Genomic DNA, 21572 nt, shown 5'->3' with positions numbered 1-21572 from the left:
CAGAGCAAGTGTTTGATGATGCACCTCATAACCCCCGACATCCTTTCGAGGTAAATGGCATTGTTTATAACGGTGTAGAAGATGCTGTTCGGCAATTAAATTCTCCTGTCAGTTCTGCAACTGTAAGGAGACGGTTGGCGGAAGGCATGAAGCCAGAGGAAGCCTTGTTTGCCCCTCCCAAGTTTGGTTATGACAATGGCGTTGTTTATTTAGCCACTAATCTCATCAATGGTAAACAGTATGTTGGCTTAACTACAACATCTTTAGAAGAACGCTGGGAAAGACATTTAGATCAAGTTTCTACAAAGGAAGCTTCGCTAATTCATAAAGCGATCGCTCTCTTTGGGGAAGAAAACTTCACGCTTGAAATCATTGATTCTGCTTCTAGCATTGAAGAGCTTAGAGTTAAAGAACGTCAATGGATTAAACAACTCAAGACTTTAGCTCCTAACGGCTACAACGTCAGCAATGGTGGAGAAATGGGGGGCGCGCCTGGTAAACCAACAAAGCTACCTGGAGATTCTACTGTTTATTTGTCTGTTAAAGCTGCGGCAGAAGCTTTAGCCAAGCGAGAGGGGATTAGTGTAGCTGCTGCTGAGAAGCGAATTTACACAGGTAGAATTGAGGTTAAAAAGCCGCATGGAATGTCAAAAACGCGGCTGTATAGATATTGGGATCGGTTAATTTATCAACTAAGCAATCCCAAGCCAAAACACTACGATGGCTCAATAGTCTGTGAGCGATGGAAGAATTTCACAGATTTTTACCAGGACATGGGAGCGACTTACAAAGATGACGATCGCCTCAAGTTGATTAATCCTGAGCTTCCTTATTCAGCTGAAAATTGTGCGTGGGAGAAGCGTTGAAAGGCGATGGCAATCACTTCCTTTAAAACCTGAAAAATTTTCCAACAAGTGGAAGTCATAACAAGGTTAGGTGCTACACAGTTGGCTTCATTTGCTTAAAAAGTGAAGCCAACTGTGTAGCACGCAATTCTTAAATTTTCTTCTAAGTCGCGCACTTCGCCTTTGATTATGCGAAAATAGAATTGTCAGAACACTTGTACTACTTGAGCAGTAAACTGGTATGCGAAGCGCCCTTGATGTTGCCAAATATTTTCTTTGTCGTGTTGACAGAGAAGCTGGCGACACAATATCCCCATTGAAGCTTCAAAAGCTTGTGTATTATGCTCAAGCTTGGAGCTTAGTGTTGCGAAACGAGCCTCTGTTTCCTGAAAAAATTCAAGCATGGCCTCACGGGCCTGTGGTATACGAAGTATGGAATCATTACAGAGATTATAAACATACTGCTATCCCTGAACCAGAAGCGTGCGAACTAGATTTTTCGGAAGACGAGATTGAAATATTAGAAGAAGTTTGGGATGCTTACGGTGAGTTAAGTGCTAGGCAGCTTGAAAAGTTAACTCACGATGAACAGCCGTGGAAAGAAGCCCGTGAAGGCTTAGACCCCGGTGAAAAATCACAACAAATTATTTCTCATGAGACAATGAAATCTTATTACGAGAAATACTTAGTTGTTGTAGCTTAATGGGGAAAAAGCATCTCCCAAAACAAAAGACTGAAAACAAATCTAGAAAAATCCCTGAAGCGGCTACAGCTAAAGCCACTCAGGGAGAGCCGAGCGATCACTTAAATCCAAGCTTTAGATTTACGCACGCAGATACAAATCGATACTGCTTGTCAGAATGGAAGGCAGATGAAATTAAGGATTTAATGCGTGCGTTAAAAAAAATTGAAAAACATACTTGGCATCAGATAAAAAGCCAGGGTTCTAAAACTAGAGGCGAGTCAGTTGGTTGTGGATTTAAGATTATTAAGCAGCATCCACTACTTCCAGATAGTGTTAGCGACGACGTTACTATCACAGAAATGCGCGTTTGTGAGAAGAAGCGGATTTTTGGTTTTAGGGTAGATTCAATTTACTATATTGTTTGGTTTGATAGAGAACATAGTATTTGCCCAGAGTAAGAAGCGATCGCACTTCCCCAAAGCCAACAAAAAGAAAGCGCCTCGTTTTTTTGAAGCGCATTCTTCACTCACTATGGAATTTTTATTATCGCATTCGAGCGATCGCCCTCATACCTGAAAAATTTTTCAAGATGAGCTAGTTTTAGCTACTGGCAACAGCAATGTATCTTCAATCTCCTGTCGCACATTTCGGCTTACGTAACACTCGCTGTTAAGACAATCAACTAGTAGCTTATTAGCGTCATAGTACTGCTGTAACAGTTCTTCTTGTTCGACGTTAAATTGCCAATCATGACCGATATTACGATGCTCAATCATTACTGCTCTGAGTTTTTTAATCCAAGCTTGACCATTTGTCTGCCACCACTGTTTCAGTTCTACTAAGTTTTTTGGTTTTAAATCTAGTAGTTCTTGTATCTGACGCTGCAAGTCGCGGGCGTGGTCGCGGTCGAGTTTGAGGGCGAGGACGCGGGCGCGGTTGAGGGCGCGGTTGAGGTCGAGGGCGCGGACGCGGTCGCGGCCGAGTTCGCGGTCGAGTTCGAGGGCGCGGTCGAGGGCGCGGACGCGGTCGAGTTCGCGGTCGAGTTCGCGGTCGAGGTCGAGTTCGAGGTCGAGGTCGAGTTCGCGGTCGCGGTCGAGTTCGCGGTCGAGTTCGAGGGCGCGGACGCGGGAGCGGTTGAGGGCGCGGTTGAGGACGAGGTCGAGTTCGAGGTCGCGGTCGAGTCCGAGGGCGCGGTTGAGGGCGCGGTTGAGGACGGAGGCACGGTCGAGGGCGCAGTCGAAATAGAAAACTCGAATAGCTGCTCTTTTATAGGACGCTTCCACAGAACTGGATTTTAAATCAACCCAAGTGAGAAACTGCTTTAATTCATCATCATTTACTACGAGTTCATCAATGCGATCTTTCATTAACTTTAAAAGGTCATCAGCATTAGCCAACATCCCCACACTCAACAAGAAAACTTCTCGCCAACGTTTGTTGGTGATATGACTCTCTAATTTTTTAAACACCTGTTGAGAATTAGAATTTAAGGTTATTTGTTTAGCAGTGAAAAACTCATGAAAGGTTAAATGAGAAAATGAATAAATTCTTCTTGCCCGTTCTACCAGTAATCCATGCTGTGCTTCAATCGATTTCAGTACTGCTTTACTTTCTAACAGTAGTGCTTCTGAGTCGGTTTGTGCGTCAGGTAAGTTTTCAATGTAATCAGTAATGTATTTTTCTGCTTTCCCTTCCTTGAAAAAGTAATCTCCTTTCTCAAAGGTTTCCAAGGCAATCATGCTTAGTAGGTCTTGTTTGCGTCTAAGAGAGAGTTTTTGATATACCTGATCGCGTTCAATGCTGCGCGTACCATCCCATTTTTTCAGTAATACTTCTACTCCTTCTTGGTAAAGCTCAGAACGACTGGATGGGAAATCTGTTGCTCCCTCAAACAACAAACACAGCAGCGTCAAGAGCAAGGGATTGGTTGCTAGTTGTTTAATCCTTGGATTTTGTTCAAGCTTTTCAATAAATTTTTGGGCTTTTATGGGGTTCTTTTTAGCCTGAAACCATTTGGCAGCAAACTCGGCAATCTGTTTTTCATCAAAGTCAGCAACCTCGACCTCAGTAAAGTTTTTAAATTTATGTTCATTGGCAGCAATCCGGCAGGTGATCAAAAAACAGTTGCCATAATAATGAGTAGAGACTTTTTCAACTTCTCTGATAACTCTATCGTTGTCTGCTTGTCTAACTTCGTCTAACCCATCAAGTAAAATAATTGCTCGACCTTGACGCAATAGCGTTTCAGTTATCTTCTCGTCGGAAATATCGTTGAGAGCAAATTGGTCATTGATATATTGCAATAAACTCGGTTGCTGAGATTCTTCCGCAAAGGCTTTGAGTGTGATGAAAATAGGGACGCGATCGCCTAAAAAGCAGCCTAAGTTACACTGCATAGCTATTCGCTTTAAAAAGGTGGTCTTACCCGCTCCCGGCTTTCCTAAAATCATCAGTTTGGAGTATTGGTTAACAGCTGTCAATCCAGATACTCGCTCTTGTACTACCCGACCGAAACCAATGCGATCAAAGTCTTCCAGATTAATGTTTTCTAAAAGTTGAGATATTTCATGCTGTTGGAATGCTGTAATTTTTTCCAAAATATTGACATCAGTGTAAATGTCATTTAACCCAATGGGCTGAGTCATTTCCAGCACTTGCATTTTGCCGCAAAGCTCTTGGATGTATGGTTTTATCTTTTCCCGTACCTGTTGTACCAGTTCATCAATGCTTGGGATTTGGACTACTGGTTCCTCTGCCTGAACGCTGCCAGTTACCTCCTCCAAGTCAAGTTCTAGTTCTCGGCAAATAGCGCTGAAATTGTCGTTTCTTACTGCTTTACCAGCAAAAAAATTATCAACAGGTTGGCGGCTTATGTCCAATTTTTTTGCTAACATCTGCCGGCTCCAACCTTTATAATCTAGAGCGGTTTTTGCTTTTTCAATACCTGCTGGGCAAGCTATGAGCGAATTTTGTGGCATAACTTCATTCGGATCAGCCACCCCAAATTTTATGATAAAAGCCAAACTCATGCAAAAGTCATGCGGTGTAAAGCAGAACTTTGGCTGAACTCAAATTGCCTAACTGCGAGACTTAAAGCAGTTGAGCGATGGATAAATTAATGACTAAGTTAACGGTATCTCAAGAAGGTGAACCCAATTTCAACCAGGAAGTTTTGATGGAACGTCTGCGCCAAGCTCGTTACAGTTTCAACCTGACTCTATTTGCCACTGCCATGTCTTTGTTTGTAAGCTTAGTGGGTGCTGGGTTGTTACTGTCAGGCAAAGCTACAGAGGGAACTGTCACCACTGCTGGAGGAATAGTTGCTAGTGTGCAATGCACTAAACTTGCCAAGGAAGCCAACGATAGACTTGACAAAATTCTAGTCGAGCTTAACGACGCTCCTTAGAGAAGTGTTGCATTACCCAAGAGCGATCGCTTAGACATAACTCTAGAATTGGAGCGATCGCCTCAGCCCTCTTCCCTTTTCACTTGCTTTCATCGAAAATGCTGATAGTAGTTGAAAGCACAGCTATGACAGACAAGCCAGATCCACAGGTATTAGAGACAGCCATAACAGCAGCCAGTAATCAGTAATGCTCATACAGGATTGCACCAAGCCATTCATGAACTGAGGTATGGCTCAACAACCCAAGCGAAGCAAATAATCATGGAGTTCGTGTAAGTTTCGCGGCTTTGCTTGATTGCATAACTAGTTATGCAATTGTAAAACACAAGCGATTGCTGTAGAGAGGTAATTTAGCAAAACATGATCAATAATTGATTAATGTGATCATCAAGCTAATTATGATCATGTTTTTCAACTTAGTAACGTCGTTATTGCTCTACAATAGTGCCACTATGATACGGTTATTCAACTAGTGTAGTGCCACTATGATCGAGTTATTGGTTTACTGTAGTGCCACTATGATAAGGTTATTCAACTAGTGTAGTGCCACTATAATGCGTTTATCGAACCACTGTAATGCCATTATGATACTTTGAAGTTTGTGAAAAGTTTTTCAAAAATGCCTTAATAGGCTGATATATTGAGCCTGTAATGGAGTTTTGATAATTATAGTGACAGGTATCATCATTGCTTATGCCTCTGCTTTATTGCGGAAGACAGCCAGCAACTGGTGTTTTAGAATAAATGAGACAACTAAACATACAATAAGACAACTTAAAAAACTAATTAATTTATCAAGCTCAAGTAGTTTTTACCATTGATGTTGTCCAAGAGCAGAGTAGTAGGAGAGTGTAGCGGTGTCCACTGCAATCGTGATTTTTACTCATGAGTTTGAGCAGATTCGGAAAAGAAAGATAAGTTCATCAACAAAATTTGAGAAATTAACTGCTAAAGCTCGTAGGTTGACCCACCAGGTTAACCAAGAATGGAACAACCTTTCTACTGAAGACCGCGAAGAACTAAAAGACTTTGCATACTATTGGCTGGAACCAGCTACACAAGGCGTATCTAGCTTGAAGCTTACAGTTCGAGCAATAATTTACTATTTATTTTTGCGCGTAACTAATCAGACAGAAGCTTTCCGTTCTTGCATGAGAGCTTTAAACACTCTGTCTGAGACAATTTTAGATACAGCAACACGTCACGACCCTAGCTATCAAGCGGTTTTATCTGATACTCTAGAACAATTGTATTCATACCCAGAGCAGGGTAAAGTTTTGAAGGCGGAGGAAACCCGTGACTGGTTGCGAAGCTTATCAGATAGTGCCATTGGAGAGGTTTGAGATTAGCCTCAAGAAGCTGATTAAAAGTCATTACCGCAAAAACGAAAGAGCTAGAGATTCTTTTTTGGAGTTAGTAGAGGATTACATCAAAAAACTCCGTGAGAATCCTAGCTCTAATTCATTTTCAGAGGATGAAGGTTTTCCCAAAGGAACGTATAGAGCAGACTTTAAATTCAGAAAAATCAAATTTAGAACACCAGAGTTAGACGGATCTGCTGGGCAATGTCGCTTCATGTATGCAGTTAATGAAGTAAAGCGCATTGTTTATCTGGTCTGGATATACACCCATGAAGAATTTCGCAAAAGACCATCTGATGACGAATTGAGAGCAGAACTTGTGGCTATTCAGCAAGAAGAAGCCGAACAAAGTCAAAATTAAACCCACCTTCCTGAAAAGTTTTTCACAATCTTACAACCCCGCTCCCTTCACTGCCTACCTTGATACATCGTTCATGATTTTAGCCGCATCATCCACAGGGTTCGGAGTTGATACACTCAAGCTTCTGGGTGTGTTGGCAAGTTGGAGGATTCGATCGCTCAAAGTATCCAACCTCCAGGGAAAACGCACCTTATTTCCTAACAAAAACTAATACGGATTTCAAAATCATCTATATAAGTGCAAAATCTGACAAAAACATAAACAGAACAAATCGATTATTCTACTAACACATAAATTAGCTTATCTCTAAGGAAATAACTCTTGTGTAAAGATAAACTAGCTAACTATTTAGCCATGAATAAGTAAGCTTAGTTCTGAAAATAAACAATAATTTTAACTAAATTGTTGACAAGTTATTTTACGCTAAATCTAAAACTCTTTCTAAATAATTATTATCCATTGCTGCCAGAAACTGTTTATTTTTGATTCCGCGTTTTACACGCTTCTCTTTACCTAAAAGATTTACTGCTATCTGCCGCATTACTGCAAAATTTTGTGGAGCATTATCTTTCCTAATCCTACAATCATCTTCTTTTAAAGCTACATCTAATACCCAATGCAATGAGTTTTCTATCCCCCAGTGGCTGCGAACAGCATTAGCAAGTTGTTTGACATTATCTTCAAGACTACTAATAAAATAACGAGTCTCTACTGTTGTTTTACCATTCACTTGCCGGACGGATTCTACCATTCCAATACTATTAAGGTTTGACCAAACTGAATCAGGGTCAAGTTGAGATTAAATTCCTGATAACATCACATAATTACGAATTTCATGACGACCATGCCCAGTTTCTTCTGTTTTATATGTGCTATGTTGAAACCCTTCAAAACCTTTACTTATGCCTGATAAAAATAGGTTTTCTACTGACTCATACAGATTACCTTGGTTCTTTTTTAGAGTAATTACATAATCTGCGTTTTGTTGCGTAATTAACCTCACTATTTCTTTCTGACAACCGATAGCATCAATCGTTACGATACAACCGTTAAGCTCTAAAACTTTGATTAATTCTGGTATTGCTGTAATCTCATTTGATTTAGAGTCTACTTTTACCTGTCCCAGCACCAATTTATTTGTGGTTGCCCATGCGCTCACCATTTGAATTGCACTTTGCTCAATACTCTTGTCATGAGAGCCGCATAACGTTTTTCCGTCAATTGCTACAACTTCACTTGCAGTTATTTTCTGAACTGTTTTTATCCAGTTTAAGAAACATTCCTGAAATTGCTGCGGATTCAATTGTGCAAATACTCTTGCAAATGTATCATGCGATGGGATGCCATTTGGTAGCTCTAAAAATGTTTTTAACCACTCATACTTTGTGCAGCCATACAACTCTATCGCCACCCAACTATCTGCTCCACATATCACTGCACAGATGGCAATCGTTAAAATGTCAATTAACTTGTGCAGTTTTGTACGATCTATTCGTGGGTCTGACATTTGTGCGAAGTGGTCAGCAATGGTGATTTTGGGCTTGAGTTTCACACGAATTAGGCCAATCTTACTACTTTTACAATGACTCTACCATCAAAGCTTGAATGCTTACTTATCTGTCACCCGCGATCAATACTTTCTTCTGACTTTAGTATCTTTGTACTATATTTAGATGCGTTCGCCCTGATCCAACCTCTGCTCAATGCCTTGGTTTGCTGTTTTTAGCGAATCAGCGATTTAGCTGACGGTTGGCACAACCTTGGTAGCGTGTCTCCTATTATGGCGGCGGGTTTCCAAAGGTGTGATCACTGCATCAGACAACGCTTTAAATTAAGTTGTAGCCACTTTCTTCAAGCTTGCCAGTGCGCTCTAAACTTTGATTTTAAAGTTCTAACCCAGCTTTTTGATAGTCTTGGCATCAAATACTAAATTGCTACAACTTTAATTCCAGACTAAAATTCCCAAACAATATCTTGCTCAATTCCTGAAAATCTAACCCAAACAACTGGGATACACTAATCTTCGCCTTTTCGCACACAGGAATAATCAACTTCACCAAATGATAAGGTTGACTTTGGTTTGTTGTTGAGGCTATCCTCAAAGATTCCATGACTCTCCCTAAATCTCCCAATAACTTCACATCCTTTCCAATTGCTTGTTCAAATACAAACAAAATTAATTGTAATTTTCGGGTTAACTCGATTGGAATGGGTTTATATCCTAATTGGGGAGTCAGTGCAATTAACTCGCTAATTCCTTGAATATTAACTCGATATTTCTCCATATCCTCTTCGCCTTTAGCTTCCTGTCCTAACCACCCGTAACAACGAGAACAAAATCCCGCAGGTGAAAACTTAGCGATTACAGGTAAACGCGAACCACAATGAGGACATTCTTCTACCAATCGCTGTTTGTGAATCAAACAAAATTCTACATCCTTAAATGACCATAATAATGGTTCATAGATAGTTTTGTTCTCCTGCATCCACTCTTCCCAACAATAAGGACACCAAGCGCGGTAGTTCCGAAATAACCCCTTGTCATAAATCATTCCTTTCCAACTTAAAAGGGTCAAAAACCGCAAATCCTGACGCATTGTTAACTCTTCTAAGACAGTGACTAACTTTCCTGTCATTTCTCGCATTCCATTGATAGCCGGTTTCGCGTCGCTATTTCCTAATAAGTGACTCAGATTTTTTGCCAATAGCTCAGATTTATCCTCATCCTTAAGGATAAGTGGCGCAATCTCTCCCATAACGAGCTTTTGAGTGGTTAAACAATGTGCCTGTGCCAAACGATGAAGATAGCTACTAAGACTTTCTGTGTAGGGAGTTCCCACCGCCGCAGGTTCAAGAGAAAATAACCGACTCCGTTGCGGGATTTCTGGAGGTTTTAGGCTCCAATGTTCTAAGTCAATAGTCATCCTTCTTGGATTAACCTAAATTCTGGTACTTTAGTTTTAAAAGTCAAATTTCAGGAATTAGTTTCCTAGTCACTTTTAACCTCAATACCGTAATTAACGAAGAGATCGGAGACAGATATCTCCAAAGCTATCGCTAACTTAACAATATTTTTTAACGAAGGGTTACGCTCCCCGTTTTCGATACCTGAGATGTAGTTGCGATGAAGCCCTGACTTTTCAGCCAGTTCTTCTTGGGATAAATCTAGCTCTCGCCTTCGCCGCCTAATTGCTTTGCCAAAGCGGTACTCAATACTGAAGTGTTTCTGTGTCACGAAACAATACTGAACCAGTATCGCTGTTAAATCTACCTACTATCAGTAGATTTTTGCACACTATAAGTGTTATAAAGTTAAGTAGTATAGTATCAAGTAAACAAGTTCCTAACTTTATGGTCTGATTTTGATAGATTCAGAAAATTAAGCGCAAAGCGCTTAGTAAGGACTATATGAAAGAGCAATTTGAACAATGGGTTGCTCGCCTTCAAATATCCGAGGCAGGGCAAAAAATTATTGAGAAAGTCCGCGCATCTGAACCATCCCGTCGGGTTGGTGGAGGTAGCAAGAATGTTTCGGGACGCTACCCTAGTTGCAAGATGGGAGTCACGATTCAATTTGAATCTCATCGGGTTGAACTGCCAATTATCTATCAGTTAGAACACGATGATGATGTTCTAGAATTTTACGATCAACCACCACAAATTAAACTTGACTATCAAGCAAGTAACGGACGTAGATTAGGCGTTTTACACACCCCAGATTTCTTTGTCATCCGAACCAATTCGGCTGGTTGGGAAGAGTGTAAAACTGAGCAGGATTTAAAAAAATTATCAGAGAAAAACCCCAATCGTTACTTTTACTCTCAAGAAGATAATCAATGGCATTGCCCGCCTGGGGAAGTCTATGCTGACCAATTTGGGCTTTATTACCGCATTCGTTCAGATAAGGAAATCAATTGGATTCTGCAACGTAATTTGCAATTTTTAGAAGATTATTACCGAGCCGAATCCCTAGCAGTGGAAGAAGCGATCGCTCAATCATTACTTGCAATTGTGTCATCTCAACCAGGAATCACTTTAGCAGAACTAATCCATCAGCCAACAGGAGCTAAATCTGACGATATTTACACCTTAATTGTTCAAGAGCAAATCCATTTTGATTTAAATGCTGCACCACTTGCTGAACCAGAAAGATGTCTCGTCTTCCGTGACGAACAAACTGCTAGTGGTTATAGATTAATGCTTGAGCAACCAAGTATAAATGTTCTGGCTATCTCTCATGTAATCAATCTTACCACTGGAACGCCTGTTAGTTGGGACGGCAAAGGTTTAAATATCATCCATGTTGGAGAAACAGAGGTGATACTTGGCGCAGAAAATAATCAGTTAATTGAACTCAAAAAAGTTGTATTTGAGAATCTGGTTCGTCAAGGAAAAATTACAAGTCTCCAAACACCAGAAAATACAGCTATTAGCACAGAATATTGGCAGCAATTTTATCAAGCTAGTCCTGAAGACCAAGCAAAAGCCGTTGAACGCTACAAAGCTATCGAACCTTACTTAAACGGTTATCCCCCAGAAAACGAAACAATACCAGCCCGTACCATTCGTGACTGGAAAGCTAAATATCTAACGGCACTTCAAAAATACAGTTGTGGCTACATTGGACTTTTGTCCCATCGCAGTGTCAAAGGTAATCGTCAGCGCAAGTTGCCCGAAGACACCTTAGCAATTATGGAGAAATTTATTTTAGAAGACTATGAAACTCTGAAACAAAAAAGAATGTTGGAGGTTTACGGGGCTTTAGTTCGAGCTTGCGAACAATCTAGTGTAATTGCTCCGAGCTATAAAGCATTTACCAAAGAAGTAAAACGCCGCACTGGTTACGAACAGACTAAAAAACGCCAGGATCATCGTGCCGCCTATCATCGTGAATCCTTCTATTGGGAGCTTACCCAAACTACCCCAAGACACGGCGATCGCCCCTTTGAAATTGGACACATAGATCATACTCAGCTAGATGTAGAACTAGTTTGCTCTCGTACAGGTCGCAATCTTGGCAGACCTTGGGCAACATTTCTCGTAGATGCTTACTCACGGCGATTGCTGGCAGTTTACCTAACGTTTGATTCACCTTCATATCGTTCTTGCTTAATGGTGCTAAGAATTTGTGTCAAGCGTCACGGTAGACTTCCCCAATTTGTAGTCGTAGATAACGGTACTGAATTTCATAGCGTTTACTTTGAAACACTACTAGCTACTTTTGAATGTACAAAAAAGCAAAGACCCCCAGCTAAGGCTCGTTTTGGGTCGGTCTGCGAACGTCTATTTGGAACTTCAAACACTCAATTTGTCCATAACTTACTCGGTAATACGCAAATAACGCGTAATGTGCGCCAAGTCACCAAGTCAGTTAACCCTAAAAATCAAGCTGTATGGACACTTGGTTTGCTTTATGAATATCTTTGTGCTTGGGCCTACGAAGTTTACGATACAGACGAACATCCAGCACTTTTCCAAAGTCCCAGGGATGCCTTTGCTGCGGGTATGGCAATTGGTGGCAGTCGGGTTCACCGCATGATTCCTTACGATGAAAACTTTCAGATTCTTACCTTACCTACAACTTCAGAGGGAAAAGCTAAAGTTCAGGTTGCACGCGGCGTAAAAATTAACTACATCTACTATTGGTCTAATAGTTTTCGCGACCCGCAAATTGAAAATACCTCTGTTCCAATCAGATATGACCCGTTTAATATTGGTATCGCTTACGCCTTTGTTCGCGGACAGTGGGTACAGTGTATTTCTCAATATTATACAGAACTCCAAGGTCGTTCAGAAAAAGAACTGAAGTTAGCTAGCGCTGAGTTACGCAAACGCTCCTCAAATTATGGACGACAATCTCAAGTTTCAGCTAAGAATCTAGCAGAATTTTTAACATCAGTAGAAGCTCAAGAAGCTCTATTACAACAGCGTTCCTATGATGTAGAAGTTAAGGAAGTATTCCGAGTAATTGAGGGCGGAAAAGCGACAACAATCCGTAACGAACAACCACAACTTATTCCAGTTACTTTTGAAAATACTGATACTCAAGTAGCTGAAGATGAAGCGATCGTCCCAGAAATACTTGTAATGTATGAAGAGTTTTAATTATGACAAAATCTACTGGATTTCCCCTTGAACTCCTCACACGGCCTACTACAGAAAGGCTTGCTTATTTTAAGGATTACACCGTAGCGCATCCTCGACTTAAAGAAGTCTATGAAATTCTCATGCGAACAATTGCTGAACCCGCAGGGGCATCATTCATTTTTGTTTATGGCCCTAGCGGTATCGGTAAAACAACTTTGTGGCTCCGCGTTGAGCAGAAATTAAAGGAACTAGTATTACCTCAACTGGAAAGCGATCGCGGTCGTGTTCCTGTTGTTGGTATTGAAGCTCTAGCCCCAGAATCGAGATACTTCAACTGGAAAGAATACTATACACGCGCCTTAATTACCTTGGAAGAACCATTAATCGATCACAAGTTTGATTACGGTGTGCGTGGTATCTCTCGCGATAATTTTGGCAAAATTAATGTTGAGTCGAAAGTAGTTGCACCTGCTCTACGCAGAGCTTTAGAAAATGCTCTCATCCATCGTCATCCAGAAGTGTTTTTTGTAGATGAAGCACAACATTTTGGTAAGGTGGCAAGCGGATACAAGCTACAAGATCAATTAGACAGTCTCAAATCTTTAGCAAACATGACAGGCATCTTGCACTGTCTATTAGGAACATACGAACTACTGACATTCCGTAATTTGAGCGGTCAACTCTCACGTCGTAGTGTTGATATTCATTTCCGCCGTTATTGTGCTGATAGCCCAGAAGATGTACAGGCTTTTAAGAGTGTGTTGTTAACTTTTCAACAGCATCTGCCACTAGCAGAAACTCCAAATTTAGTCGATCAGTGGGAATATTTTTACGAACGTACTTTAGGATGTATTGGCACACTGAAAGATTGGCTGAAGCGTGTTCTGAAAGATGCCCTGGATCGAGAAGCAACAACAATCACTGTTAAAGATTTACAAAAACGTGCTTTGTCGGTTTCTCAGTGTCAGAAAATGTTCAAAGACATTCAAGAAGGCGAACGACAATTATCTGAAACAGAAAAAGATGTTCAAGACTTACGCTCTGCATTAGGACTTGGCGCAAAACCAATCGCACTACCAGAAGAAAACCCAAAAACTACTCGTCCGTCAGGAAAGGTTGGCAAACGCAAACCTAAAAGAGATCCCATCGGAGTGCAGCAAGATGTTAGCTAATGAACTAACAACATACGAATCTTGGGATTTAAAAAAGCCATTAATTCCACAACGTAGTCGTCTCTATCAACCTCAACCTATAGGTCTTGGTACACCTTACATAGAGAGTTTAACAGGTTATATCGCACGGATAGCAGAGTTGCATAGAGTTCTTCCAGGTATCTTGATGACTAGAGAAATTGCTCCACTGGTCAATAAACTGTATTTCCAAAATGGAGCTAATCGAGGTTTTCGTGAAATCTTCAATCGTAGTCAAGCTTTAAATGGCATGGGAGAGATGGCAGCAGATTTAGTTCAAGTGTTACAAAAACTGACGCTTAGAGATGACTTGCGTTTTTTAACCATGCTGTTTTGGTCAGACATTTTGACTCCACGCAATTTATTTCGCACTAAAAAAGCTTGGTGTCCAATTTGTTACCAAGAGCAATACCAAAACGGGCAAGTAGTTTATGAGCAATTGCTTTGGACAATCAAACTAATTACAATTTGCCCTCAGCATCAAAAACCCTTAATTGAGGTTTGCCCTCACTGCAATCATCAATCACTTTTATTAAGCTGGTACTCAAGACCTGGTTACTGTTCAAAGTGTGGAGAGTGGTTAGGCATAAATCAATGCCTTAAAACATTTACAGATGATGAAGTATCAATAAATTTACAGTTGGAGTGGCAGTCTTGGACTGCCAATGTTGTAGGAGAGTTAATTTTAGCTACTCAAAGCTTTGAATCTCCCCCATCCAAGGAAAATATTACAAAATCATTAAATTTAGTTATTGATAAAGTTGCAGAAAATAATGCAGCTGCATTTTCTCGTCTTATTGGAGTACCAAGAAATAGTTTGTGGATGTGGCAATCTACTAAAACTTTGCCAGAGCTAAATATACTTCTGAAGATTTGTTACGAATTAGAGATATCGTTGGTAGAATTTCTTGCTCCAAAAAATCTAGTCACTAAATCTTTTACAAAAATCTCGCAGAAGTACCTCCAACTTTCTCACACACCAAGGGTATCTCCAAAAGTTTTCGACCAACATAAAGTAAGAGATGCTTTATTAGCAATACTTGCAGCTAATGAAGAACCACCACCAACAATGGAAGAAGTTGCAAAGCGGTTAGGTCATCACAATAGAACTATTTCTAGACACTTTCCAGATTTGTGTAGTGCTATTTCTGCTAAATGTCATGATTACAACAAAGCTTGTCGTCTCAAAAGCATAGAAAAATTATGCAATGACGTTAGAGAGATTGTCCTTAGCCTTAATGCTCAGGGTATCTATCCAACAGAAGCTCGCGTTTGTGAATTAATTACAAATCCAGGATGTTTTAGATATAAACAAATCCGCGCTGCTTTTAATAATGCACGACGTGAGTTTGGTTTATAAGCTGTTATAGTTTTACCTATACGCTTTAAAAACTGGAACCATAACTTTGCCGCCTTTTATTGGAAGCATAAGCTTGCCGTTGCGGCAAAGTTATGGGTAAAGTCACACATACTAACTTTGATGCAGAATATCGGGTAATTCTTCCGAATGGCGAAATTCTCTGGCTGCTAGGAAAAGGACGAGGAATCTACGACACAGCAGATCAGCCTATTAGGATGTTAGGTGTGATTATTGATATTAGCGATCGCAAATTAGCAGAAGAGAAGCTCAAACAAGCCGAATTACGATATCGTACTGTCGTTGAACAAATTCCGGGAGTAGTTTACACATCACCAATCTGCGATAGTTTGGAATTTGCCTACATTAGCCCGCAAATTCAAACATTACTCAATATTCCGCCACAAGAATGGGAACCAGGCTTCTGCAACAGTTGGGCAAACTTTGTGCATCCCCAAGATCACCTACGTGTCTTACAAGCGGTTCAAACCGGGATCGCTACTGGAGAATCTATCAACATTGAGTATCGGATGGTGACTAAGGATAACAAAGTCATTTGGGTACAAGATCAAGCGAGTTTAGTTTTAGCACCTGATGGCAAAACTCAAATTTTACAAGGGGTGGCTTTTAATATTAGCGATCGCAAACAAGCAGAACAAGCACTGCAAGAAAAGGAACATTTTTTACGCAGTATCTACGATGGTGTGGGACAGTCAATTTTTGTGGTTGATGTTGTAGATAATGATTTTCGCTATGTGGGTTTGAATCCTACTCATGAAGCACTCACAGGTTTGAGAACAGATGAGGTACAAGGCAAAACCCCAGAACAAGTTCTGCCGCCGACTGCGGCAGCGATGGTTAGACAACATTATCAAAATTGTCTAACTGCTGGCACAACCATTACTTATAACGAATGTTTACCTTTTAAAGGACAAGAAACTTGGTGGATTACCAATCTTACACCCCTGAGAGATGAAAATTTACGTATTTACCGCATTGTAGGCAGCAGTATTAATATTACAGAGCAAAAACGCGCTCAACAAATGCTAGAACTGCAAGCAGTCATTACTCGCAACATGGCTGAAGGGATATGCTTAGTTCGTGCCAACGATGGAATTATCGTCTATGCGAATCCTAAATTCGAGAAAATGTTTAGCTATGACACTGATGAATTAACTGGCTTACATATATCAATTGTTAATTATGCAGATGATCAAGCTCAAGCAGAAGAGGTGAATCAGGCCATTCGTGCAGCGGTTTTAGAACATGGTGAAGCTAGTTATGAAGTCCACAACGTGAAAAAAAATGGCACTCCCTTCTGGTGTAGTGCTACCACCTGTGTCTTTGAACATCCTGAGTACGGAAAAGTTTTCGTTGCTGTTCACCAAGATATTACCGAACAAAAGCAAGCAGAAGAAAAAATCAAAGCATCTCTCAAAGAAAAAGAAGTTTTACTTAAAGAAATTCACCATCGTGTCAAAAACAATTTAGGCATTGTCAGCAGCTTATTACAAATGCAATGCCGACGCACACAAGACTCGCAAGCATCAGAAATTCTGCGCGATAGCCAAAACCGCATTGCTTCTATTGCCTTAGTCCATGAAAAACTCTACCGTTCCGCAGATTTGGCTAATATTGATTTTTCTCAATATATCCCCGATTTAACAACTCATTTATTCGATTCTTACAATATAACGCCCAATTGTATTAAACTAAAAATCCAAGTTAATGGTGCCAGCCTAGACATTGAAACAGCAATTCCCTGTGGTTTGATTATCAACGAATTAGTTTCTAACGCTTTAAAATACGCTTTTACTGATCGAAGTACAGGCGAAATTCTAGTCAGTTTAGCACAACAAGAATATGACAATTTAATACTTACTGTTCGAGATAATGGAATCGGGCTACCTCAAGATTTTGACAGTAAAAACCCGAAAACTCTAGGTATTATTCTTGTCCAAGGTTTAGTTAAGCAGTTAAGAGGAAAGATTGAGATTAACTCTCAACAAGGGACAGAATTTAAAATTACTTTTACAAAAAGCAGGGCATGAATATTATGATGAACATCTCGTCCGATACAAATAAAACCAACACAGTTCAGGTCTTGATTGTTGAAGATGAGTATATTCTTGCTCTTAATTTACAAGAAAGTTTAGAGTCTCTGGGATACATTGTTGTTGATATTGCTGATACCGCAGCCACAGCTATTGCTAAAGCAACTGCACTACGCCCAACATTAATTTTAATGGATATCCGACTGCAAGGTGAGGCTGATGGTATCCAGGCGGCAGAAAAAATTTGGCATGATTTACAAATCCCGATTATCTACGTTACAGGACACTCTGATCAAAGTACTGTAGAACGGGCAACACTCACCTTTCCTTTTGGTTACATTCTTAAACCTATTCGGGAGCAAGAACTCTATGTGTCCATTCAAACAGCGCTGAATCGCTATGAACGAGAACAGTTTTTGAGTACTGTACTGCGAGGTATGGGGGATGGGGTGATTGTGGTTGATACCCAGTTGCACGTCAAGTATCTGAATCAAGTAGCAGAAACTCTGACAGGCTGGCAATTACAAGAAGTCCAAGACCAGATATTAGATCAAGTTTTTCCGATTATTGACGAACAAACTCGGCTACCTGTAGCAAATCCGATTCATGCTGCTCTAGAACAAGAAACTATTGTATATTTAAGCGATCGCACTTTACTCATTACCAAAGATCAAAAAACTATTCCTATTGCTGATAGTGCAGCACCTCTGCGTGATAACAATGGTAAGGTTAGTGGTGCAGTGATAGTATTTCGAGATGATACGCAACGCAGGTTAACTCAAGAACGCAATCTCGCACATGAACGCGCCCGTCAGTTAGAAATTCAAATGACAGAAGTTAAACGGCTGAACCAGTTAAAAGAAGATTTTTTAGCCGCTACTTCTCATGAAATGCGTACACCGTTATCAAACATTAAAATGGCGATTACAATGCTTGAAAATATTCTCGATCGCCGGCGCATCATTCAGTCAGGTAAGCCCCCAGAAGTAAATGCCGTAGCTCGTTACATCAATATATTACGTTCTGAATGCGAACGTGAGCTAAATTTGGTAGACGATTTATTAAATATGCGTTTCGTTGATGCAGATATGTATCCCTTGGAATTAACTTCCATTCATCTGCAAGACTGGCTACCTCACATTACTGAAAGCTTTCAGGAATTTGCTCAAACTCAGCAGCAAATTTTGCAAATAGATGTTCCCCCAGAATTACCTAATATCATGACTGATTTGGCTATCTTGACGCGGATTGTTTCTGAGTTATTAACGAATGCTTGCAGATATACTCCCTTGGGAAAACTGATTACAGTGACGGCTCAACTGACTACAACTTTGAATTATGCAAACCTACAAGATGAATCATCTAATGTCAAAATTCCTGGGGTAGAAATCATCATCAGCAATTTTGGGGTAGAAATTTCACCACAAGAACAATCTCAAATCTTTGAACCGTTTTATCGTATATCCCAAAATCAAAACCAAGATAAATCTTCGATTTTTGATTTTAATTACCAAGTTCTGCAAAACGAATCTGCACTCAATAGTAGTACAGGTTTAGGGCTGGCTCTGGTAAAAAAACTAGTGGAATATTTACAAGGTACGATCGCAGTTACTAGTTCTCAAGGTTGGACAAGGTTTACAGTTCAGCTACCATTAACCTTGCCAGAAAGTTCAGACTAAACCTAAATGTTGGCGTAGTGCTTGGCGCATCACGTCAACTGGTACAGTTTCTTGTTGTAACCAAATTTTTAAAGCCGCTGCGCCTTGTTGTACGAGCATTTCTAACCCATCAATAACAATTGCGCCTTGTTTTTGCGCCTGTTGGAGAAATTTTGTCGGCTGGGGAATATAAATTAAATCATAGGCGATCGCACCTGATGGCAGATCAATCATTTCCGCAGCACTCAAAGGCGAGTCATCAACTTTCGGATACATCCCCATTGGTGTAGTATTCACTAATAAATTAGCTTGGGGAATTAGTTTGGCAAGAGTAGGCCATGTATGAACTTGCAGTTTCTCAGCTATGGGTGAACTTCCCCAACTATCCCGGAACTCGATTAATTTTTGTTCATTGCGTCCTACAACATGAATTTCGGCAAAACCCAATTGATAACAACCTGCAACTACAGCCCTCGCCGCACCGCCATTACCTAAAATTACCGCTACTTTCTGACTCCAATCTTGCTGATATGTTGTTTGTAATGGGGCGATAAATCCTTCAATATCAGTGTTTGTTCCTATCCATTGCTGATTTTTACGGGTAACAGTATTAACTGCACCTATCGCTTGCGCTACGGGTGTAATATCTGAGAGTAAAGGCATAATTGCCTGTTTATGGGGAATTGTCACACTAAAACCTGTCACCCCAATTGCCGCAAAACCTGCGATCGCTATCTGCAAATTCTCTGGTTCAATAGGAAAAGGTAGATAAATATAATCTATGCCTAACGCTGCTAACGCTGCATTGTGCATCACCGGCGACAGCGAATGTTCCACCGGATGTCCAATTACACCTAATAATTTGGTAGTGCCTGTAACTTTGGTCATTGATTAATGGTCATGGGTCAAGAGTCAAATTACTATTCAACAGTGGTAAGTAAAGAAGTATATTCTACCTTAGACCACCTAATATATTCAAAGCTTAAAGCTTAGGCATTAGATGTGGCTGTAGTATTATTTCAAACTTAATCGACTTAGCTCAACAGGTGAATGGAGATGCAGCTTGCCAAACGCCACTTGGTATGCCAGAACCTAGAGAATCGCCAGAATTCACCTACAATCTATCCTGATGATTTATAAAACTTTCAATCGATTGGCAGTTAAATGTAGTGCTTTATCATTTGTATTCTTGATTACTCTACTGAGTTGTGTACTGCTCAACATATTAGTTGCTCATGGCACTACTAGCCCTCTTGATGAGGTACAAATTGTTTCTCAAACAGTAGTTGGTAAACCGGGTTTTTTCCAAGTGGGTCAATCAACCAAAGGTCGTTGGTGGTTTATCGCTCCTGATGGCAAAGCTTTTTTTTACAAAGGAGTAACTTCTGTCAATTTTGGCTATCCAGATGCTTATGTACCTATTGTGACCAAAAAATATGGTAGATATCCTGCGAAATTCCGTCAAGCAGCTTTTGCGCGACTGCGAAGTTGGAATTTTAATGCTCTGGGAGCCTGGACTCCTGCTGAGTTATGGGATCAGGATATGCCTTACACTGTGATACTGGATTTTGTGAAAGTAACTCCACCAGCAGGATTGAAATTAGATGATTGGAAATTGAACTTACCAGATGTCTTTGACCCAGAATGGATAAAAGCAATTGATGCCAAAGCAAAAAGTGTAATTACTTCTATACATCAGAGCAAACTTCTTGTTGGCTATTTCACTGATAATGAACTGAGTTGGTACGATTTGGAAACACCAGATCTCAAAGAAAAGTTGAATCCAGAATTGTTATTAACAGATCAAGTTAAACCTGCATTGCTGCAATTGTGTCTGAGTCTAGATCCAAAACAACCTGCATATCAGGCAGCATGGAAATTTGTACTTCAGCGACATGGAAATAATTTAGAGCAATTAGCTCGTGATTGGCTGCTAAATACCAAGACTCTTAAACACATCAAGCAGTTAACAAAGGCAGAAATTGGTATTATCTCTCAACCATACTTGCAAGACCTCAGATTATTTGTACAAGAATATGCCAGCAGATATTTTATGTTGACAGCGGCAGCTATTCACCGCTATGACCGTAATCATTTAATCTTAGGATGTAGGTTTGGTAAACCGCCTAGTAAAGAAGTTTTTTCAGCTGTTAAAAGACCTTGGGTCGATGTAGTATCTGCTAACAATTATCGCTACGATATGTATAATCGGATGGATATTTACTACCAATCAACACATTTACCTGTGCTGAATACTGAGTTTAGTTGGGGACATAATGTTTTTTCTCAGCATCTTTTAGCAGAAGAAGCAATAGATGATTTATCTCCGACAGAACGTATGCTTCGTAATGGCGAAAACTCCTTGACACTAGCTCTAACTCATCCTGGTCTGGTTGGTTACACTTGGTATCGTTGGGTTGATTTGAGTAGTTATAAACCACCAATTAGTCATGGTCTTGTTAATCTTCAGGATGAACCTAATCGATTACATACAGATTTATTGACAAATTTGAATAGCAAAGCTGAAACAATAGCAGTTTCAAGTTCAAATAACTGATGTTATTGGTT

General features: G+C 40.2%; 16 protein-coding genes and 1 pseudogene. 12 read left to right on the top strand and 5 right to left on the bottom strand.

Features of this window, described 5'->3' with window-relative positions:
- Positions 1 to 8 precede the first annotated feature (8 nt).
- The 3 genes from AC504W_RS11195 to AC504W_RS11185 all read left to right on the top strand — a co-directional run bounded on the left by AC504W_RS11195 (position 9) and on the right by AC504W_RS11185 (position 1988).
- On the top strand, positions 9 to 866 hold the full coding sequence (locus AC504W_RS11195) for a GIY-YIG nuclease family protein (protein ID WP_494874855.1): 858 nt from the start codon (positions 9 to 11) through the stop codon (positions 864 to 866).
- A gap of 220 nt (positions 867 to 1086) precedes the next feature.
- A complete protein-coding gene (locus tag AC504W_RS11190) occupies positions 1087 to 1548 on the top strand; it encodes a Panacea domain-containing protein (RefSeq protein ID WP_494874856.1) in 462 nt (153 codons plus the stop codon).
- Entirely contained in the window at positions 1548 to 1988 is a 441-nt protein-coding gene (locus AC504W_RS11185; protein WP_494874857.1) for an MAG6450 family protein, read from the top strand. Before AC504W_RS11190 ends, AC504W_RS11185 begins: the two co-directional genes overlap by 1 nt.
- 126 nt (positions 1989 to 2114) lie before the next feature.
- Here the strand turns inward: AC504W_RS11185 and AC504W_RS11180 are convergent, their stop codons facing one another.
- On the bottom strand, positions 2115 to 4529 hold the full coding sequence (locus AC504W_RS11180; RefSeq protein WP_494874858.1) for an NACHT domain-containing protein: 2415 nt from the start codon (positions 4527 to 4529) through the stop codon (positions 2115 to 2117).
- Positions 4530 to 4636: 107 nt separating this feature from the next.
- Between AC504W_RS11180 and AC504W_RS11175 the strand changes: the two genes are divergently transcribed.
- The 3 genes from AC504W_RS11175 to AC504W_RS11165 all read left to right on the top strand — a co-directional run bounded on the left by AC504W_RS11175 (position 4637) and on the right by AC504W_RS11165 (position 6658).
- Positions 4637 to 4936 (top strand): TRADD-N-associated membrane domain-containing protein, encoded by a 300-nt coding sequence (locus AC504W_RS11175; protein ID WP_494879452.1) that lies wholly within the window; start codon positions 4637 to 4639, stop codon positions 4934 to 4936.
- Positions 4937 to 5793: 857 nt separating this feature from the next.
- A complete protein-coding gene (locus AC504W_RS11170) occupies positions 5794 to 6279 on the top strand; it encodes a hypothetical protein (protein WP_494874860.1) in 486 nt (161 codons plus the stop codon).
- The gene (locus AC504W_RS11165; RefSeq protein ID WP_494874861.1) at positions 6233 to 6658 is read left to right on the top strand and encodes a hypothetical protein; all 426 of its coding nucleotides are present in this window, start codon (positions 6233 to 6235) and stop codon (positions 6656 to 6658) included. The genes AC504W_RS11170 and AC504W_RS11165 overlap by 47 nt, the downstream gene beginning before the upstream one ends.
- Positions 6659 to 7076: 418 nt before the next feature.
- On the opposite strand, the pseudogene AC504W_RS11160 reads toward AC504W_RS11165, so the two are convergent.
- From AC504W_RS11160 to AC504W_RS11150, 3 genes and pseudogenes are all read right to left on the bottom strand, one after another.
- Positions 7077 to 8210, bottom strand: a pseudogene (locus AC504W_RS11160) (ISAs1 family transposase).
- Between the two features lie 382 nt (positions 8211 to 8592).
- Positions 8593 to 9582 (bottom strand): TniQ family protein, encoded by a 990-nt coding sequence (locus AC504W_RS11155; protein WP_494874862.1) that lies wholly within the window; start codon positions 9580 to 9582, stop codon positions 8593 to 8595.
- A gap of 65 nt (positions 9583 to 9647) precedes the next feature.
- Positions 9648 to 9893: a helix-turn-helix domain-containing protein gene (locus AC504W_RS11150; RefSeq protein WP_494874863.1), complete on the bottom strand. Its 246-nt coding sequence runs from the start codon at positions 9891 to 9893 to the stop codon at positions 9648 to 9650.
- Between the two features lie 173 nt (positions 9894 to 10066).
- Between AC504W_RS11150 and AC504W_RS11145 the strand changes: the two genes are divergently transcribed.
- From AC504W_RS11145 to AC504W_RS11125, 5 genes are all read left to right on the top strand, one after another.
- A complete protein-coding gene (locus AC504W_RS11145; RefSeq protein ID WP_494879545.1) occupies positions 10067 to 12763 on the top strand; it encodes a TnsB C-terminal domain-containing protein in 2697 nt (898 codons plus the stop codon).
- Between the two features lie 2 nt (positions 12764 to 12765).
- On the top strand, positions 12766 to 13917 hold the full coding sequence (locus AC504W_RS11140; protein ID WP_494874865.1) for an AAA family ATPase: 1152 nt from the start codon (positions 12766 to 12768) through the stop codon (positions 13915 to 13917).
- The gene (locus AC504W_RS11135) at positions 13907 to 15295 is read left to right on the top strand and encodes a TniQ family protein (RefSeq protein WP_494874866.1); all 1389 of its coding nucleotides are present in this window, start codon (positions 13907 to 13909) and stop codon (positions 15293 to 15295) included. Before AC504W_RS11140 ends, AC504W_RS11135 begins: the two co-directional genes overlap by 11 nt.
- A 92-nt stretch (positions 15296 to 15387) precedes the next feature.
- Positions 15388 to 17343, top strand: a complete 1956-nt coding sequence (locus AC504W_RS11130; protein ID WP_494879616.1) for a PAS domain S-box protein — start codon at positions 15388 to 15390, stop codon at positions 17341 to 17343.
- Positions 17344 to 17348: 5 nt separating this feature from the next.
- Complete coding sequence (locus AC504W_RS11125; RefSeq protein WP_494877777.1) at positions 17349 to 19025, top strand: hybrid sensor histidine kinase/response regulator; 1677 nt, start codon at positions 17349 to 17351, stop codon at positions 19023 to 19025.
- Here the strand turns inward: AC504W_RS11125 and AC504W_RS11120 are convergent.
- On the bottom strand, positions 19017 to 19892 hold the full coding sequence (locus AC504W_RS11120; RefSeq protein WP_494877776.1) for a shikimate dehydrogenase: 876 nt from the start codon (positions 19890 to 19892) through the stop codon (positions 19017 to 19019). The genes AC504W_RS11125 and AC504W_RS11120 overlap by 9 nt on opposite strands.
- Positions 19893 to 20133: 241 nt before the next feature.
- Here AC504W_RS11120 and AC504W_RS11115 point away from each other — a divergent pair, with 241 nt between their 5' ends.
- Positions 20134 to 21561, top strand: coding sequence for a hypothetical protein (locus AC504W_RS11115; RefSeq protein WP_494877775.1), 1428 nt, complete (start codon positions 20134 to 20136; stop codon positions 21559 to 21561).
- Positions 21562 to 21572: the final 11 nt, after the last annotated feature.

Source organism: Nostoc sp. C96, from assembly GCF_059384975.1.
Note: the sequence above shows the minus strand (reverse complement) of the source record. Positions and strands in the feature narration are given on the sequence as shown.

Coding starts and splice junctions, on each gene's coding strand:
- AC504W_RS11125 (WP_494877777.1), top strand. CDS start 17,349: ATGATGAACATCTCGTCCGATACAAATAAAACCAACACAGTTCAGGTC.
- AC504W_RS11190 (WP_494874856.1), top strand. CDS start 1,087: ATGCGAAGCGCCCTTGATGTTGCCAAATATTTTCTTTGTCGTGTTGAC.
- AC504W_RS11175 (WP_494879452.1), top strand. CDS start 4,637: ATGGATAAATTAATGACTAAGTTAACGGTATCTCAAGAAGGTGAACCC.
- AC504W_RS11135 (WP_494874866.1), top strand. CDS start 13,907: ATGTTAGCTAATGAACTAACAACATACGAATCTTGGGATTTAAAAAAG.
- AC504W_RS11185 (WP_494874857.1), top strand. CDS start 1,548: ATGGGGAAAAAGCATCTCCCAAAACAAAAGACTGAAAACAAATCTAGA.
- AC504W_RS11120 (WP_494877776.1), bottom strand. CDS start 19,892: ATGACCAAAGTTACAGGCACTACCAAATTATTAGGTGTAATTGGACAT.
- AC504W_RS11155 (WP_494874862.1), bottom strand. CDS start 9,582: ATGACTATTGACTTAGAACATTGGAGCCTAAAACCTCCAGAAATCCCG.
- AC504W_RS11145 (WP_494879545.1), top strand. CDS start 10,067: ATGAAAGAGCAATTTGAACAATGGGTTGCTCGCCTTCAAATATCCGAG.
- AC504W_RS11130 (WP_494879616.1), top strand. CDS start 15,388: ATGGGTAAAGTCACACATACTAACTTTGATGCAGAATATCGGGTAATT.
- AC504W_RS11140 (WP_494874865.1), top strand. CDS start 12,766: ATGACAAAATCTACTGGATTTCCCCTTGAACTCCTCACACGGCCTACT.
- AC504W_RS11115 (WP_494877775.1), top strand. CDS start 20,134: ATGATTTATAAAACTTTCAATCGATTGGCAGTTAAATGTAGTGCTTTA.